This window comes from Brassicibacter mesophilus, assembly GCF_050433385.1.
Lineage (GTDB): Bacteria > Bacillota > Clostridia > Tissierellales > Proteiniboraceae > Brassicibacter > Brassicibacter mesophilus.
Genome location: NZ_JBNPXI010000001.1, coordinates 185387 through 203253 on the forward strand (window position 1 = coordinate 185387; position 17867 = coordinate 203253).

Sequence of the window (17867 nt, forward strand, 5' to 3'; positions counted from 1 at the left end):
CCTATTCAAATATTCTTTTTTCTAAAATTTGATTTTCACTAAAATTCTCTATCTTTAAGTAATAATCTGCACAGTTTATTAAAGCCATCATTGGAACCAACCCGATGATCTCACTTCCTATTACATTAACACCGTACCTATTTGCTTCTCTTTCTATAGTATCAAACACTCTGAACAAAGGCGTTTTCGCATAATCTACCATGTTCATAGTTATCTGAACAATACCTCTTTCTTTTATCTCTATACCTAATGCCTTACAATATTTAAACCCTCCACTAATTCCTCTTACACTCTTCGCAATTTTATCTGCTATTTCAAGATTGTCTGTATCTAAATTTACATTAAAAGCTACTAGAGGCATTCTGGCACCTACCGCTGTAACTCCAGATTTAACATTTAGTGTATCTGGACCAAAGTCAGGCTTCCACATATCTTCTTTCATTTTTTCTGCCATGCCTTCATATTGGCCTTTTCTAACTTTTGCAAGATTTTCTCTATGAGCAGCTGTAGCTGATTTTTCATATAAAAACACTGATATATTAAGCTCTTCTCCTATCCTTTTTCCAAGTTTCTTTGAAAATTCGATGCATTCATCTACTGATACTTCAGTAATAGGTATTAAAGGAATAACATCAGTCGCTCCCATCCTTGGATGCTCTCCAGTATGCTTTGACATATCAATAAGCTCTGATGCTTTTTTACAAGCATTAAATGCTGCTTCAATAACCGCTTCTGGTGTCCCAATAAATGTTACAACACATCTATTATGGTCTTTATCTGGAGAATAGTCTAATAGTTTAGTACCTTCGACCTTTCTTATTTCATCAACTATTTTTTCTATAATATCTTTATCTCTACCTTCACTAAAATTTGGAACACATTGAACTATTCTTGCCATATCCAATTCCTCCTTTATTTGTCTAAAGCTTTCTCTACTAAGTTCTTAACTAACTCTTCTTTCGGTAAGTATGGTATTGTTATATGATCAGTACCTTGATGCATTTTATTGTATTCCATACAAGTTTCTATTGAATTTTCGTTTCTTGCCCAAGCACGTCTAGACACTCCTACCATAGTATCCCATGGTATAGCTTTTCTTATTATGTTATCAACTCTCTCGCTTCCATCTAACACTAATCCAAAGCCACCATTTATTGATTTTCCAATACCTACTCCACCACCATTATGAAGAGCAATCAAGCTCATTCCTCTAGCAGCATTTCCTGCAAAACAGTGAGTAGCCATATCCGCCATTACATTGCTACCATCTTTTATATTAGATGTTTCTCTAAATGGTGAATCAGTTCCACCTGTATCGTGATGGTCTCTACCTAGCATTATTGGACCAACTTCTTTATTTCTAACCATTTCATTAAATTTAAGTGCTATATCTCTACGACCTAATGCATCTTGATATAATATTCTTGCTTGTGTACCTACAACAAGCTGGTTCTTCTCAGCATCTCTAATCCAAACATAGTTATCTCTGTCTTGACCTCTTCTATCTGGGTTTATACAATCCATAGCTGCTTTATCTGTTTTAATCAAATCTTCATGTTTACCACTTAAGCATACCCATCTAAATGGCCCATATCCATAGTCAAATAGCATAGGTCCCATTATATCCTCTACATATGATGGGAATATAAATCCTTCACTTTCATCTACTCCATTTTTAGCTATTTCTTTAACTCCAGCATCAAATACTGACTTCATAAAACTATTGCCATAATCAAAGAAATATGTTCCTCTATTTGAAAGTTCTTTAATAAGTTCAAAATGATGTCTTAGTGAGCTATCTACTAATTCTCTAAACTTTGCTTTATCAGTACTTAGTAGCTCAGTTCTTTCTTCAAATGTTAGCCCTTGAGGACAATATCCTCCATCGTAAGGTGCGTGGCAAGATGTCTGGTCAGATAAAAGCTCTATATGAATATTATTTTTAACCGCATATTCAAGTAAATCTATAATATTTCCATGATATGCAATCGCAATAGGCTCTTTCTTTTGCATATATTCGTCTGCCCAAGCAAATATTTCTTCTAAGTTACTTGAAGCTCTGTTAATCCATCCTTGGTCTAATCTCGTTTGAATCCTTGAGTAGTCTACCTCAGCTATAATCCCTACACCATGTGCTATTTCAACTGCCTTACCCTGAGCACCACTCATTCCACCTAGACCTGAAGAAACAAATAGATGTCCTTTTAAATCACCATCGTCAGCTACTCCTAGTTTCATTCTTCCTGCATTTAGTATAGTATTGAATGTACCATGGACAATACCCTGTGGTCCAATGTACATCCAACCTCCAGCTGTCATCTGTCCATAGTTTGCTACTCCCATAGCCTGCGCTTTATTCCAGTGTTCTTGATCATCAAACATTCCTATCATTAAAGCATTTGTAATAATTACTCTTGGACTTTGAAGATTCGATTTAAATAGTCCTACAGGGTGACCTGATGCAATAACTAGTGTCTGTTCATCTGTTAATACTTCAAGATATTTTTTTATTAATCTATACTGCATCCAATTTTGACAAACCTGACCTGTTTCTCCATATGTAACAAGTTCATATGGATATAGTGCAACATCGAAATCTAAATTGTTATCAATCATAACTTGGAATGCTTTTCCTTCTATACAGTTTGCTTTATATTCATCAATTGATTTACCACTAATTTTTCCTTCTGGTCTGAAACGATATCCGTATATTCTCCCTTTGGTTAATAGCTCTTCTAAAAATTCTGGAGCTAATTTTTCATGGAGTTCTTCTGGTACATATCGTAGAGCATTTTTTAGTGCTATCTCAGTTTCTCTTTTTGTTAATGTAAATTCCCTCTTTGGAGCTCTTCTTATACCCTCAATAAATTTCGGCATTTGTGGCAACTCATTATCAAGCTTAATATTCATAGCCTGTGAAATGTTCAAATTATTTATCATACTCTTTTCTCCTTTCTTTACATTTAATTCAATTCATTTATTTCTTTTTCTACTTTTTCAAGTATTATATTAGATTTTAACAATTCTTCACATTTGTTTATTTCTATATACATTATTCTATCATCTTCTATTTTACTTGTTACATTTCTTATTTCCTCATAAGCTATCTTAGTTCCTTTTCCTAATCCTTTGTTTCCAGCTAAGTCTATTGCCTGGCATGCTGCAAGCATTTCCATAGCAATAACTTTTCTTGCATTATCTAATATATTTTTTGCCTTTCTTGCAGCTATGGTTCCCATTGATACATGATCTTCTTGATTGGCAGAAGAAGGTATTGAATCTACACTAGCAGGGTGCGCTAGCACTTTGTTTTCAGATACCAATGACGCAGCTGAATACTGTACAATCATAAATCCAGAGTTCAAGCCACCTTTTTCAACTAAAAAAGCTGGCAATCCACTTAATGCTGGATTTACTAATCTTTCAAGTCTTCTTTCGGAAACATTTGCAAGTTCAGATAAAGCTATTCCTAAAAAATCAAAGCTTAGAGCCATTGGCTGCCCATGAAAATTCCCACCTGAGATTACTTGCTCAACATTTTCAAATATAAGTGGATTATCAGTAGCTGAGTTAATTTCAATATTCACCTTTTCCTTTACATATTCTATAGCGTCTTTGCTTGCACCATGGATTTGTGGTAAACATCTTAAAACATAAGCATCTTGTACTCTAATGTCACCTTGATTTGTAGTCATATTGCTATTATCTAATATCTTTAACAGATTTCTAGCAGTATTAATTTGACCTAAATGTGGTCTCACATTATGAACTTTTTCGTCAAATGCAGTAACAATACCATTTAACGCCTCAATAGTTAATGATGCTGCAATATCAGCTAACTTACTTAATCTTACAGAATCATATACTGTTAATGCTCCTATAGCAGTCATAACCTGAGTTCCATTAATTAATGCAAGCCCCTCTTTTGATGTGAGTTCTACAGTTGATATTTCCGCTAGTTGCATTGCTTCTTTGCCAGATAAGCGTTTGCCATTGTAAAAAGCTTCACCTTCACCTAATAAAACTAACACCATATGAGATAATGGTGCTAAGTCTCCACTAGCGCCAAGTGAACCTTTTTCAGGTATTACTGGATGAACCTTTTTATTAAGCATTTCTACTAAAGTATTTAAAGTTGAAAGCCTTATACCTGAAAAACCTTTTGAAAGTGCATTAGCTCTTAAAAGCATAGTTGCTCTAACTATCTCTTCATCCAGCGGGTCACCTACCCCACATGAATGACTTATAATTAGGTTCCTTTGGAGTTGCTGAGCCTCTTCTTTTGATATAACCACATCACTGAACTTACCAAATCCTGTTGTAATCCCGTATACAACTCTTTCTTCATCAACAAATCTGTCAACTAATTTCCTTGACTTATTAACGTTTTCTATAGCTTGTTCAGATAATTCAACTTGATAGTTGTATCTTGCGACATTAACAACATCTTCTATTGTAAGATTATTTCCATCCAAAATAACTTTTCCCACTATACCATCACTCCTTATTAGCAATTATAATTAAGTTTACATATCTTATTCTTTAAATATTCAAAAACTCCTGCTGTTTTTACAAAAAAATTTTAAGACTTCAACAAATTTTAGTAATATGTAGTTATACCTTGATAAAGTGTTGAAATAAACACATAAAAAAACCACTCAAAGTGGCTTTTTAATAGTAATTTATTGCAAATATTAATGATATCAACATACTAATTAATCCCATAAATCCTAATATCTTAGCAAGAAGCTTAAGTTTATCTTTTGCAATTAACAAATCATTTTCATTGTCCTGATGAGGTTTAAGTACTGATTTTTTATGTACTCCCCAAGCAATTCCTCTTGAAAAAGTACCTAGTATTAATAAGATTATTCCAATGGTAAAAAAATAATTACTTAAAATTATACTACTAATACTTTTTCCATGTATAATAATTGCTATTATAAATATTAAAATATCTAATGTCAAAGTAGCTAACAAAAACTTTTTGAAATGTTTATTTTTAAAAAAGCTAGAACTAAAATCCTGATTAGAATAATTTGCCATAGTATACCTCCATTCATATCCATATAATTCATTTTATCAGTGTAGATAGCTATATTCAACATGAAAAAATATAATTGCATATATTAAAAGAAAAAATAGTTATACTAAGGTTTTTAATAAATGTTTTTGCTATTCTATATATATTATAGAAAAAAGCAGCTATATATTAATAGCTGCCTATTTTGATATGCTTTTTATTTGATTGTATACTTCATCTGGAGTTTTTCCAGCTGCGTCTATTATTGTCGCATCAGTTAATCTTTTAGTTATCCCCATATAATTTTGACTCTGCCCAGATATCACTATAGCATCATAGTAATTTTCATCGCCAAATTCATAATCAGTATCATCATCATACGCTAGTAATGGGGTTTTTAAAGTGGATACATCATAGCCTTTATTTGTCAAAAATTCCTTTACATTATCTAAACTATCTTCTACAGCAATTTTATTGTGCAATAATCTCACCTCCACATACTTTTAATGGTATTATAAGTAATCGAGGCGGCTTTTATTCTAAATTTATTTTAATTTTGCACAACTATCTCGTTTTTGAATTTGGAACGGAAGTATTATATTATTCATGTCGATTTTTTCTCCCTTAAGCTCCTTAATAATTCTTCTTATAGCTACTGCTCCTATATCATAAAATGGTTCTTTAATAGTTGTCAATCTTGGTCTAAATATAGAAGCTATCTTAACATCTCCATATCCAGCCACAGAAATTTGCTCTGGAACTTTAATGTTATTATCATACATGAAATTTAAAACTCCTATAGCTAATTCGTCATGACCACAAAAAACTGCTGTAATGTTTTCATTAAAGCTTATTATATCTCTTGCAATTTCATAGCCATTATCAATATTTCTTCCTTCAGTAAAGTATAAATTTTCTGTACATTCTTCATTTTCAGCAATAGCTCTTCTGTAACCCTCAAGTTTTAGTGTTTCAAGAGAATGATCATTTTCATTGTTAGATACATAAGCAATATTCTTATGCCCTAACTTAATAAGATAGTTAGTCATCTCATAAGAAGCTTCTAAATCATCAATAGAAACTGTCGGATAGTTTTCTTCATAAAAATATCTATTCAAGTAAGCAAATGGGATCTTATATTCACTCATTTGTTCCTTAATTTCATCATTTAAAATATCAGAAATTAAAATAATACCTTCAACCTGCTTTCTATTTAAAAGCTGTACATATTTAACTTCTGCTTCCTTATCACCATATGTACTACAAAGGAGAATATCGTAGTCATACATTTTCCCTACTTCTTCAATTCCTCTCACCATTTCTGCAATATATGAATCTCCCAAATCAGTAACTATTACACCAATTAAAAATGATTTTTTTGTTACAAGAGTTCTTGCAATTTCATTTGGTTTGTATCCAACTTCATTTATTACATCTAAAACTTTTTTTCTAATTTCAGGACTTACAGGCTTTGAATTGTTTATAACTCTAGATACAGTAGATATCGAAACGCCTGCCATTTTCGCAACATCTTTTATAGTAGCTGTCATCTTTATACCTCCAATTATTACTTTTCGTTTTATATTAGTTTTATTGTTCTCAAATTATTAACTTTTTAATTATAATACAAATTTATAGAAAATTCATCTTTTTTTCTATTATATCATATTGTCTCATTATATATGTAATAGCAGCAATGACTCATATCATAGCTGCTATTACATTTCCAATATTGTTAACAAAGTTATAACTATTATAATCAAACTCTTTTTCCTTAATTGGTACAGAAATCTGCAATACACCTTTAACCATTCCATTATATATTAAAGGAACAACAATAAGTGACTGCCAGTTAGGCTTACCAGTTATAATATCGATGTCTCTTATATCTTCCCAATCAATTAAAAATTCACCATTCTTATCAACTATAGTCCTTAAAATTATCTTTTTATTATATCTTGGTTGCTTTATCCATGTGTCTAAAAATCTCTGTCTTGCATAAATTCTATCTATTTTCTTATCATTGACAGTAAAAAGAATACCTTGTTCTCCTTCGATTATTTCAATAATTCTCCCTAAGAATCTATGTATCTTTTTTTCTCTAGACACATCCTCTTTTAGAAGATTGATTATTTCTACCATAGCCAGAGCGTTTCTTTGGTCTTGAACTATATTCCCCGTTACAATCCCTGCCAGTTTATCAAGTCTATTTTTAGAATTTCCAATGTCGTTGCTCCAGACAACACTCTTATTTCTTCCACTTTCTTTTGCTTTATACAACGCTTGGTCTGCTTTTTCTATAAGCTCCTCAATAGTCTGACCATGTTGAGGAAACATTGATACTCCCATGCTAATAGTTAATGGATATTCTGGACTTACTAATACTGTACTTTCTACTTTTTTTCTTATCTTCTCTGCCACCATTTTTCCATCTTTTTCACAAGAGTCAGATAATATTATAATAAATTCTTCTCCACCATACCTTCCTACAATATCGGTTTCTCTAATACTATCTAAGATTATTTTTCCTACCTTGCTTAAAATCTCATCACCTTTTTGATGCCCGAATGTATCATTTACATTCTTGAACTTGTCTACATCAGACATAATAATTGTAAAATAAGACTCTTCTTTTATAGCCTTGTTTATTATCTCTTTAAACACTAAGTCAAAGTACTTTCTTGTATAAGCACCGGTCATTTTATCAACAGAAGAAGTAATCTTAAGGTTATGATTATCCATATTTAAAGAGATAAGATGAGACAATACTTCTATTAGTTTAAGCCTTTTAGTATCAAATCTATTAAACAATTTATCAGTGTCTAAATACAAATAACCTATTATATCGTCATGTAATGTTAGCTTCGATTTCTTTCTTCTATCCTTAGTCTGTACATTTATATGCTCACTTCGTATTTTTAATATAGGAACACACATCAATGCTTTTATATCATCAGGTAATAACATGAACAAGTTGTTGTTATCATGCTTAAAGGATCTATTAATTAATAGTCCCTCGCTCTCTTGTCTAAGCTCTGATAATATCTGCATTTTTTCTGGCAAAAAATTATTTTCAGTAGTAGAAACCAATGTCTCTAATTCATCTGAATGGTCATCGTAAACATATATCATAGCTCTATTAGCAAAAGTCTTTTGAACAACAAAATCCAATATCAATTCTAAATTTGCTTTGTAATTATAAGCAAAGTATGATATTAGTTCTTCAATATTTTTAATATATTTAATTTTTGTGTTAGTGTTTTCTCTGTATTCAAGATTAAATATTTCCTCATTAAATAGTTCTATCATGCTAGTAAAATCAAAATAATCTTCAAGCTCCATATCAATGCTAAAGCTTTTTTCTTCTAAATTATAAATTCCTTGTTTCTTAACAACCGCTGTAATAATATTGATTTTGTTCTTAACTGTTTTTCCACAGTATTTTTCAATATAAGATACCTGAAGATGTTTATTAGGTATTTTTTTTGCCAATCTATACAACAAATCTAGTCCAGCTAAATAATAGTTTGCAGATTTATAATACTCTTTTCTTTTAAAATGACTATCACCTAAAGATAAATATACATAATACTCTAACCCATTAAAATGAAGACCTTTAATCTTGTTTTTCAGTTCTATTAATCCATCGTTATCTTTATCAATTAGGCAAATAACATATTCTCTAAATGCATCAATATAAGCATTTGTAAACATTAAAGATGCCTCTTCATCTTCAGACAATAGTCTATCAGCATACTCTACATCTCCAGCCTGTACAGCAATATAAGCAAACATCAGAAGATGCTTTCTCCTATCACCTATATAATTAGATTTTCTATACTTTAATGATATCCTATCTATGTCTTTTTCATCAGAAACTCCTTCTATTGTATAATTTAATAATGCAATTCTACTTTCAGAGCTTAATATGAGTTTTTTATCAAGTTCTTTACTTTTATCCTTTGTCATAATGGCATGATCTAATGATTCCTTATACATACCAAATTTATGATAAAAAATACTCAAGAAATTATGATATCTGCTGATATGCTGCTCTTCTATGAATGTCTTCTCAAATTCATTCTTAACAACTAGGAAATATTTGTAACACTTTTCATACTCCCCAAGGTTTAAATATATAGTTGCAAGATTTACTTGTATCATAAACAGTAGGCTTTCATCTTCTATTTCTCTAGTTATAGTTTCGGCTTTTTCCACATAATCTTTAGCCTTTTCATACTGATCATCTCTAATGTATAACTCTCCAATATTATTTAAAAAATTGGCTTCACTTTCAAAAGAATGGTATTTCTGACAAATATCTAACCCTTGCAAGTAATATTCCATTGCTTTATTCATATCATTATAATAATCTGAATATATAGCTCCTAAATTATTGATAGGCCTAGTAGATTCTATAAAATCACCAGATTTAAAAAAGTAATCTATACTTCTTTCAAAACATTCCCTCGTCCGTTCAATTTGGTTTGTAAATGCATATGATATTCCTATATGGTTATAAAAATGTCCTACATAGTAATAAAGTTCTTCCCCTAACGCTAAAGAAAGATACTGTTCACTATCTCTAATTGCATCATAGTATTTACCTTTTGCTATGTTGATTTTATTTAGTATTCTTATACATTCTAATGTACCCTCGATATCATGATACTTATCAGCAATTTTTTTTGCTTCTAATACATATTTTTCTGATACCTCAATGTTTTTTCGTCTGTAAAAAACATCAGCAATTCCATTGTTACATACTACAATGTATTTATGCGCATTAAGCTTCTGTGCATCAATTAATCCTTCTCTATAATAATCAAAAGCCTTTTCATTCATACCTTGAATAATACAAAGACCTCCAAGATTAACCAATACATCTACCTTATCAATGTTTGCCCTTCCCTTCATTAGGTCATAAGCATTTTCCCATAATGAAATCAACTGAAGATTTCCTACAAGTCCTCTCATTTTTTTTGCAGTAGATATTGCTTGTTTAATGGATTTTTCTATTTGATTAGATAAGTTGTAATGATAAATAAGCTCATCTGTATTACCTCTGTTCTGTCTTAAATATACTTCTTCCAAAATATCTGCAGCTAATTTATGAAACTTAGTTCTTTTTTCTTGGTCTATACTTTGATATATGTATGTTTTTAGCTGTTTGTTATAGAAATCATAAGTATAGCCCCAATCTTCCACCCTTTCTTCTAATATCTTCATTGAAACAAGTTTATTTATCTTTTCATCAATGTCAGTGAATTGGTTATTAACTATCTTGCCTATTATTGACTTTGATACTGATGTGTTAAAAATTGATACATACTCAGCAACTCCAAGCAATTCTTTATTTAATAGCTTTAACTGCCTTTTAATAGCCTCATCAACATTTGCAGGAATATGTATTTTAGTATAGTTTTTTGTTTTAGAGTCCCAACATCCGCTATCGTTAATAAATATTTCTCCTACAGCTAGGAGACTTTTTAAAGTTTCCTCTATATGTCTTGGATTGCCAAGAGTGTCATTAATTACTCTAGTAGAAAAATTAATAGGTCTAAAGCTAATGCCTAAAACATTTTTTATCATTTCTGCTGTTTCTTCAAAATTAAACCTAAGAAGTTTTAGTTCTTCTACTCCTTCAGTTTCAGACCACTCATCAATAATACTATTAAATTTTTTCCTATTTGGCATTACATCTTTATTACAGGATAAAACTATTAACAATGGGCATCCTCTATTATTATTGACAATATAATTAATTAAATTTATTGTTTCAAAGTCACTATTATGAAAATTATCTATTACAATATAAGTAGGCCTATTATTAACAGTATCAACAATAAAGTTGCATATCCTATCATACAACCTTAGCCTTTCACGATTCCCACTAAGCATGGATGATGGCTTTACATCCTTAATTGATGTTATATCAGGCAATATTTTTACTAATTCACTTCCATACTTATCTATAAGCTTAGTGTCACAATTATTAATCATTTGTTTTAGAATTTTAATTATAGGACCTAGTTCCTTAGTATTATCATCAGGTATATTAGTAGAATAAATTGTTCTTCCTTTTATTCTCAGTCCATATTCTATTTCTTTTAATAACCTAGTCTTACCTATCCCTTCTTCTCCAGTTACAATTACTAAATTATTATTGAAACACCTGTTTTCAAACTGATTATCTATGTACTTAATTAGCCTAATTTCTTTATCTCTTCCAACTATTTTTGTTTTAAAGTTAAGCTCATTTCTACCATCTTTAACATTTAATTTGCAATTAGTCTCAAAAATATTGTTTATTTCTTTGACAATAGCATCAGAGTTTGAGGTTCTAAGATTAGTTTCCTTATTTACCATTTTTTCTAGCAAAGCATCTATCTTGTATTTCTGATTAGTATTAATACTTAAATAGCTATTATCAGAGCGATTAGGCAAATATTCCTTTTGCTGTCCAGTTAATAATGAGTAAAAAATCATACCTATAGAATATATGTCTGAAGACTTGTCCACACTTTTTTGTTTTAATCTTACTTCAGGCGCTAAATAGAAGCTATGACTATCATTGTATGAATTATTTATTTTCTTTTCTAAGATTTCTGCAAGATCGGCTACCTTAACAGTTATATTATTATTATTATCCTTAATTACATATATATTATCAGGCGTTATGTATTGGTATACATATCCTCTAAATTGTAAATAATCAGCAACTTCAATCAACTGAACAATTATATCAAGTATCTCGTACAAACTAAGCTTACCGAAAAAATAATTCAACTTAACTCCATCAACAAAGTCTTTTGTGTAGAAAAATTGGTTTTTTCTTACTAGTTTATTGTCAATAGAGCTAACTATATTAAAACTATGATTAGATATAATATTCTTATGCTTAACACTAGACAATTCCAAAAAATCACTTGATATTTTCTGAACAATGTCAATATTCTGACTTTCATCAAGAAATAATTTCAACAATAATTTTTTATTTCCATTCCATAGATCACTTGCTCTATAAACAGTTGCATTTTCATAATCTCCATAGATACCTTCAATTTTGTATCTATTATTTATTAGTTGCATCTTCACACTTCCCCCATGAAAAATGAAGAACCAAGATTCCCCTAGAATAAAGTCCTAGGGGAAATTCAAATTTTTTTATATTATATCATACTTTTTTACTATTTTTATATGTATTTTGACCATTAATTAATTTAAGTTATACCTAAACTTTAATGCTTTTCCACTTACCTCCTTTAAACATAAAAAAGAACAGTATTCCTCTGACAACCAAATCGATACTCATAGCTATCCATGCTCCTATCAACCCAAGCTTTAATACGATAGCTAGCAAGTACGCAAAAGTCAATCTGATCCCCCAAATACCTGTAAATGTAATTATTAAAACTCTTTTTGTATCGCCAGCCCCTCTCAATGCCCCTGCAAATCCCATTACGGCAGCTAAAAAAGGCTGAGAAATAGCAACTATTTTTAGACACCATCTAGCACTATCTAATATTTCTTTATCCCTAGTAAATATTTTTAAAAACGCATCAGGCCAAATAAAGAAGAATACTCCAAATGCAGCCATCCAAATAGCCCCCATTTTAACAGCAATAAATCCACTTTTTTCAGCCAACTTAGGTTTATTGGCACCAAGATACTGTCCAACTAGAGTAGTTGCCGCAAGTGCAAATCCAAATCCAGCATTAAATGATAAAGATTCAGCCGTTAAGGTTATTCTATGTGCTGCAAACATTACTGTGCCTAAAGATGAAACTATTCTTGCAAAAAGAAGTTGTCCGAACCTCATAAGAAATTGCTCTATAGCTGCAGGTATACCTATTTTAAATATTCTTTTGATTGTAACAAAATCAATCTCTACTTTTTCTCGTAGATTTAATTTAACTAAAGCCCTTCCCTTTGTTAAGATAATTAGAAGAATTATTCCACCTAAGCACCTAGAAAAGGTTGTTGAAATAGCAGCTCCTGATACACCAAGACCAGCACCTGGAACAAATATCGAAATATTCTTTTCAATAAAAGGAACATTTATCGATATATTTCTGCTGCTAAATATCATAAAAAAGTTTCCAATTATGTTAATTATATTTGAAATTCCGTTTATATACATGGGTGTCTTTGTATCTCCACTGCCTCTTAAGACACCACTCATTATCATAGTTACAATCATAAATGGTAGTCCTAAGCTGACAATTCTGAAATAAGCAACTGATTTTGGAATGACATCTGATTCGGCGCCCATCAATTTAACTATAGGGGTAGCCAATAAAAGCCCTAATGAAGTAAAAATTATAGCCATTGCTATACTTACAATAAGTGACTGTTTTGCTACATTACTAGCTTCACTTTGATTTCGTGCTCCAATAGCTCTTGCTACTAAAGCAGTTGTTCCTACACTTAAAGCTGCAAACAATGACATAGCTGTCATCATAGGCATGTCACTGAGCCCTATAGCAGCAATTGCTACTGCTCCTAAGCTTCCTACCATAGCCATATCTGCAAATCCTAATAACGTCTGCATTAACATTTCCATTATAGCCGGTAACGCGAGCTTAAATGTTGCTTTCCCAAGATCAGTATCAGGAAGCTGCCTTTCTTGTTCCATAATTGTTTTCTCAGCCATGCTTATTCCCCCTCATCTCCCATTGCTTCATACAATGCTTTTAAACTATCACTGAGAAACTGCTTATCTTTTTCGGTAAATGCACTAAGTTTTTCATTTAAATACATTTGTCTTTTCTCCAAAACTTTTTTGACTAAATCATGACCTACTGGCTGAACTTGAAGTCTCACTACTCTTTTGTCTTGTTCATCCTTAGTACGTAAAACTAAATTACTTTTTTCCATCCTATCAATTAAATCAGTAATGGTACTGCAGGCTAATGACATTTTTTGGCTCAATTCTCCTATGGTCATTTTTTCATCACTTATCAGCCATTGAAGTGCAGTAAACTGAGGTCCTGTTATGTTAAAGTCATTTAGAATTTCCCTACCTTTTTTTCTGATAATAAAATCAACCATTCTCAAATTTTTTTCAATTTGAACCACGTTTGCATCCATTTCAACCTTACTCAATTTATCACCCTCCAATATATTTCGGTACACTAAATATTCTAACATTATAGTGATAATTAAGTCAACGGGATAAAGCACTTAACGATTTTTGTCAATTAAAACAATATACTTTTTCTAAATCAAAAGAAGGAATTTTAATTTTAAGATAGAATAGTGTTATAGGGACATGCCTAATTTTTAAATTCCAAATGAAAGGAGGGGAATATTGAAATCAATACATACTAAATCAAAGGAATCTAAGTCAATTTCACTCCTTATAGTTCCACATTCTAAAGACATAAAGCAATTAAAATTTGCTTCATGGATACCAAAATTTATACTTTCCTTAGCAATACTAGTAATTTGCACCTCTGGATATTTAACATGGAACCTATATGAATCATATAATCAACTTAAAGAAAACTATGGTGAGAAAACTACTAGACTTGAAAAGCTAGAACAAATAAATCTTCAACAAGAAGATGAAATAAATAGCTTAAGAACGAAAACTGCAGAAGTTGAGGAAAAATTAAAATCCATATCTTCATTGCAAGAAACTGTGAAAAATATGGTAGGATTAACCGATTCAAAAGACAGCAGCAAATCAATCACTAATACCTCTAGGGGTGGTGGATTAGTTTCAAGAAGTGATTATTCTCTTGCTGAAAATGATGATCATTTTGAGGCTCAGATGAGTGAGTTGTCAAAAATGTTGGATCAAAGCAGCGATGATTTGAATTCGTTAATAACTGATGTCGAAAAAAAATTAAAATATTTAGAGTCAAAGCCAAATCTTATGCCTACAAGTGGAAAGATTACATCTCCATATGGGTATAGGAAAAATCCTTTCGGTAGAGGTAGAGAGTTCCATACTGGAATAGATATTGCCAACAATTCTGGTACTAAAATAAAAGCTGCTGGTAAGGGTGTTGTTACTTTTGCAGGATACAATAGTGGATATGGCAAAATGATAGTCATAAGTCATGGGTATGGATATCAATCGGTATATGGACATAATAGAGAGCTACTTGTCAAAGTTGGAGATAAAGTAGAAAAGGGTCAACTTATTAGCGAGATGGGTAATACGGGACGCAGTACAGGCCCACATCTTCATTTCGAGGTACGTCTCTATGGTAAGACAGTTAATCCTAAAAATGTTATAAACAATTATGATTAGCCATTTAAAGGAGAGATAATGATGTTTGGAAAAAAGGAGATAAATACAGATAGGATAGATACACTCATAGGTAAAAACACCAAACTTCAAGGAATAGTCGAAGGTACAGGAACAATTAGAGTTGACGGAGAACTAACTGGTGATTTAATAGTAGAAGGCAATGTTGTTATAGGTCCTGATGGAAAAATAATTGGAAATGTCAAGTGTGATAATTTGTTCAATTCTGGAGCCATTAGAGGTAATGCCAAATGTAATGAGCAACTCAGGTTGGCAAGTACTGCTACATTGTTTGGAGATGTAGATGTTAAAACTTTCATTGTAGATGAAAATGCAATTTTTGAAGGAAAGTGTAAAATGCAAAATACTACGGATGGCAAAAGTCAGAAATCAAATAAAAGTAAAGAGTTAAAAGAGTTAGAAACTAAAGGAGCCTAAAATGAAACGCACCCTAAATATTAGGCGTCAGTCTAATATTTTGAGGTGCATTTTTTATGCTATAAAGATTCTAAAACTTTTTGGTAAAACTTCGAATGTTGATGGTAGAATTCCAGCATATTCACCATCAACATCAATCTGTACATCTTCGTTTGAATCTATCCTAATCTTTTTTGTTTTGAAATACTCAACATTTGGATGGTTAATGTGCTCCCCCTTAAGTATATTTAAAAATATTGAAAACACATCTTGTATCTCAGATTTCTTAATGATTATACAGTCTAATAGCCCATCTTCTACTTGTGCCTTCGGTGCAAGTTTTCTAAACCCTCCTATGGACGAACTATTAGATACTAAAAAGAGAAAGATTTCATCTTGTGCAGTATACTCATCACTTTGAAAATTAACGTTGATTGCTTTAAACATCTGCTTTGGTATCTCTTTTATACCTTCTATGTAATACGCAGCCCTGCCTAATACAGTTTTAACTTCTGATGGAACCTGATGTGCAACGTTAGTAAGAAGTCCTCCCGCTGCTACATTCACGAAGTATTTATCATTGATTTTACCTAAATCTACATCGATTATATTTTCTTTTATTATCATATCACAAAATTCTCTAGAAGTCCTTGGTAATGACATGAAATTAGCAAAGTCATTTACAGTTCCTGCTGCTAGAATAGCAACTGGTATTTTTCTACCTCCTACCACAATTCCGGTAGCAACTTCATTGACAGTACCATCACCGCCGCATGTAATTATTAGATCCCAATCTTCATTGCAGCATTTAATGGTCTCATTCATAGCATCATTTTTCTTCTTAGTTGCAAATTTCCCTATTATATAACCATTGTCCATAAGTATTTTGCATATTATATCTAGCCTTCTTTGTATTAACTGTCTTCCTGAAGAAGGATTATATATTATTTTGACCTTTTTCATAATGTCACCTTTCCTTACTTGATTAACCAACACATCAATTATAAATATTACTACAATTACGATTACCAGTAACTATTATAATACAAAAGTTCAGCAAAGTACATATATGAATCTAGAGTCTGTTAATCGAATTATGCCCTATAATCTATCAATTATTCGCTTTGCCTTATCTGGATAATTCGTTATAAAACCAGATACTCCTGATATTATCATAGCTATCATATATTCCTCTTCATTTACAGTAAAAGGGGTCACAGTTAGTCCATTTTCTCTACAGCCTTTTATAAATCTTTGATTAATATTATAGAATAAGGGATGTATAGCATTTGCTTCTATTCTCTTAGCATATATCCATGGATCAACTACCCCAGCCATATATAAAATTCCAGTTTTTATTTTTCTATTTATTTTCTTTATTTCTATTAAACTATAATGATTAAATGAAGACACTATAGTTCTTTCTTCCATCTTGTATTTTCTAATCATATCTATAACTTGATTTTCAATACCATCATAAAAGATAGGACCACTTTTTAACTCTATATTTAATAAAATATCTTTACACTTTATCAAATCAAAGACTTCTTCAAGCACTGGGATTCTTTCTCCTTTGAATTGTTCATTAAACCATGAGCCTGCATCTAGCTGTCTGATTTCTGATAATGTCAATTCTTTTATAAAGCCCTTCCCATCAGTAGTTCTATCAACTCTTTCATCATGGCATACTACTAGATGTCCATCCTTTGTAAGGTGTACATCAAGCTCTATACCATCAGCATTCATTGAGAGAGCTTTTCTAAATGATGACATAGTATTTTCTGGTGCGTATCCTGAAGCCCCCCTATGTGCAATTATTTTAGGATTATTCACAAACATCTCCCCCTTCTCTAAAAGTATATTCTTCCCATACTAATTGTTTCCTGCTTTGTTTCAATAATATTTTTACACAAAAAACAGACCCAATATTAGGGTCTTATTTTTTATACTTTATTTAAAACCTTCGTATTTATCTAGGATTGCTTGAAGTCTTCTAGCCTGCATTCCAGACTCTTCAGCAAACATTTTGAAAGTCTCTACCAATTCAGTATCACTAGTTTGCTTAGAAAACATTTCATAGTCTCTTACCATCTCTTGCGCATCAAGTAGTTTTTTCTTTACCATATCTTTCGTATTCATTTCCATAATACAAACACCTCCCTGCAA

14 protein-coding genes are annotated in these 17867 nt (G+C 31.2%); 2 read left to right on the plus strand and 12 right to left on the minus strand.

Features of this window, described 5'->3' with window-relative positions; all coding sequences use genetic code 11:
* Window position 1 precedes the first annotated feature (1 nt).
* The 9 genes from ftcD to HNR33_RS01065 all read right to left on the minus strand — a co-directional run bounded on the left by ftcD (window position 2) and on the right by HNR33_RS01065 (window position 14131).
* Window positions 2–898 carry a glutamate formimidoyltransferase gene (gene ftcD / locus HNR33_RS01025; protein WP_429079211.1) on the minus strand — a complete coding sequence of 299 codons (897 nt, stop codon included), beginning with the start codon at window positions 896–898 and terminating at the stop codon, window positions 2–4.
* 14 nt (window positions 899–912) lie between these two features.
* Complete coding sequence (hutU, locus tag HNR33_RS01030) at window positions 913–2940, minus strand: urocanate hydratase (protein WP_429079212.1); 2028 nt, start codon at window positions 2938–2940, stop codon at window positions 913–915.
* Window positions 2941–2963: 23 nt separating this feature from the next.
* On the minus strand, window positions 2964–4490 hold the full coding sequence (gene hutH, locus HNR33_RS01035; protein ID WP_429079213.1) for a histidine ammonia-lyase: 1527 nt from the start codon (window positions 4488–4490) through the stop codon (window positions 2964–2966).
* Window positions 4491–4671: 181 nt separating this feature from the next.
* A complete protein-coding gene (locus HNR33_RS01040; protein WP_429079214.1) occupies window positions 4672–5046 on the minus strand; it encodes a hypothetical protein in 375 nt (124 codons plus the stop codon).
* 177 nt (window positions 5047–5223) lie between these two features.
* Entirely contained in the window at window positions 5224–5505 is a 282-nt protein-coding gene (locus HNR33_RS01045) for a YkuS family protein (protein ID WP_429079215.1), read from the minus strand.
* Window positions 5506–5568: 63 nt separating this feature from the next.
* The gene (locus tag HNR33_RS01050; RefSeq protein WP_429079216.1) at window positions 5569–6573 is read right to left on the minus strand and encodes a LacI family DNA-binding transcriptional regulator; all 1005 of its coding nucleotides are present in this window, start codon (window positions 6571–6573) and stop codon (window positions 5569–5571) included.
* Window positions 6574–6724: 151 nt separating this feature from the next.
* The gene (locus tag HNR33_RS01055; protein WP_429079217.1) at window positions 6725–12115 is read right to left on the minus strand and encodes a diguanylate cyclase; all 5391 of its coding nucleotides are present in this window, start codon (window positions 12113–12115) and stop codon (window positions 6725–6727) included.
* 142 nt (window positions 12116–12257) lie between these two features.
* Window positions 12258–13679: an MATE family efflux transporter gene (locus HNR33_RS01060; protein WP_429079218.1), complete on the minus strand. Its 1422-nt coding sequence runs from the start codon at window positions 13677–13679 to the stop codon at window positions 12258–12260.
* Window positions 13680–13681: 2 nt separating this feature from the next.
* Window positions 13682–14131 carry a MarR family winged helix-turn-helix transcriptional regulator gene (locus HNR33_RS01065; RefSeq protein WP_429079219.1) on the minus strand — a complete coding sequence of 150 codons (450 nt, stop codon included), beginning with the start codon at window positions 14129–14131 and terminating at the stop codon, window positions 13682–13684.
* Between the two features lie 205 nt (window positions 14132–14336).
* Here HNR33_RS01065 and HNR33_RS01070 point away from each other — a divergent pair, with 205 nt between their 5' ends.
* Together HNR33_RS01070 and HNR33_RS01075 are read left to right on the plus strand one after the other, a co-directional pair.
* Window positions 14337–15287 carry a peptidoglycan DD-metalloendopeptidase family protein gene (locus HNR33_RS01070; RefSeq protein WP_429079220.1) on the plus strand — a complete coding sequence of 317 codons (951 nt, stop codon included), beginning with the start codon at window positions 14337–14339 and terminating at the stop codon, window positions 15285–15287.
* 21 nt (window positions 15288–15308) lie between these two features.
* A complete protein-coding gene (locus HNR33_RS01075; RefSeq protein ID WP_429079221.1) occupies window positions 15309–15722 on the plus strand; it encodes a bactofilin family protein in 414 nt (137 codons plus the stop codon).
* Between the two features lie 54 nt (window positions 15723–15776).
* Here the strand turns inward: HNR33_RS01075 and HNR33_RS01080 are convergent, their stop codons facing one another.
* The 3 genes from HNR33_RS01080 to HNR33_RS01090 form a co-directional block, all read right to left on the minus strand.
* On the minus strand, window positions 15777–16664 hold the full coding sequence (locus HNR33_RS01080; RefSeq protein WP_429079222.1) for a YegS/Rv2252/BmrU family lipid kinase: 888 nt from the start codon (window positions 16662–16664) through the stop codon (window positions 15777–15779).
* Between the two features lie 138 nt (window positions 16665–16802).
* On the minus strand, window positions 16803–17534 hold the full coding sequence (locus tag HNR33_RS01085) for a glycerophosphodiester phosphodiesterase (RefSeq protein WP_429079223.1): 732 nt from the start codon (window positions 17532–17534) through the stop codon (window positions 16803–16805).
* Window positions 17535–17651: 117 nt separating this feature from the next.
* Complete coding sequence (locus HNR33_RS01090) at window positions 17652–17846, minus strand: hypothetical protein (protein ID WP_429079224.1); 195 nt, start codon at window positions 17844–17846, stop codon at window positions 17652–17654.
* Window positions 17847–17867: the final 21 nt, after the last annotated feature.

Coding starts and splice junctions, on each gene's coding strand:
- ftcD (WP_429079211.1), bottom strand. CDS start 898: ATGGCAAGAATAGTTCAATGTGTTCCAAATTTTAGTGAAGGTAGAGAT.
- HNR33_RS01050 (WP_429079216.1), bottom strand. CDS start 6,573: ATGACAGCTACTATAAAAGATGTTGCGAAAATGGCAGGCGTTTCGATA.
- HNR33_RS01055 (WP_429079217.1), bottom strand. CDS start 12,115: ATGCAACTAATAAATAATAGATACAAAATTGAAGGTATCTATGGAGAT.
- HNR33_RS01090 (WP_429079224.1), bottom strand. CDS start 17,846: ATGGAAATGAATACGAAAGATATGGTAAAGAAAAAACTACTTGATGCG.
- HNR33_RS01080 (WP_429079222.1), bottom strand. CDS start 16,664: ATGAAAAAGGTCAAAATAATATATAATCCTTCTTCAGGAAGACAGTTA.
- HNR33_RS01040 (WP_429079214.1), bottom strand. CDS start 5,046: ATGGCAAATTATTCTAATCAGGATTTTAGTTCTAGCTTTTTTAAAAAT.
- hutU (WP_429079212.1), bottom strand. CDS start 2,940: ATGATAAATAATTTGAACATTTCACAGGCTATGAATATTAAGCTTGAT.
- HNR33_RS01075 (WP_429079221.1), top strand. CDS start 15,309: ATGTTTGGAAAAAAGGAGATAAATACAGATAGGATAGATACACTCATA.
- HNR33_RS01060 (WP_429079218.1), bottom strand. CDS start 13,679: ATGGCTGAGAAAACAATTATGGAACAAGAAAGGCAGCTTCCTGATACT.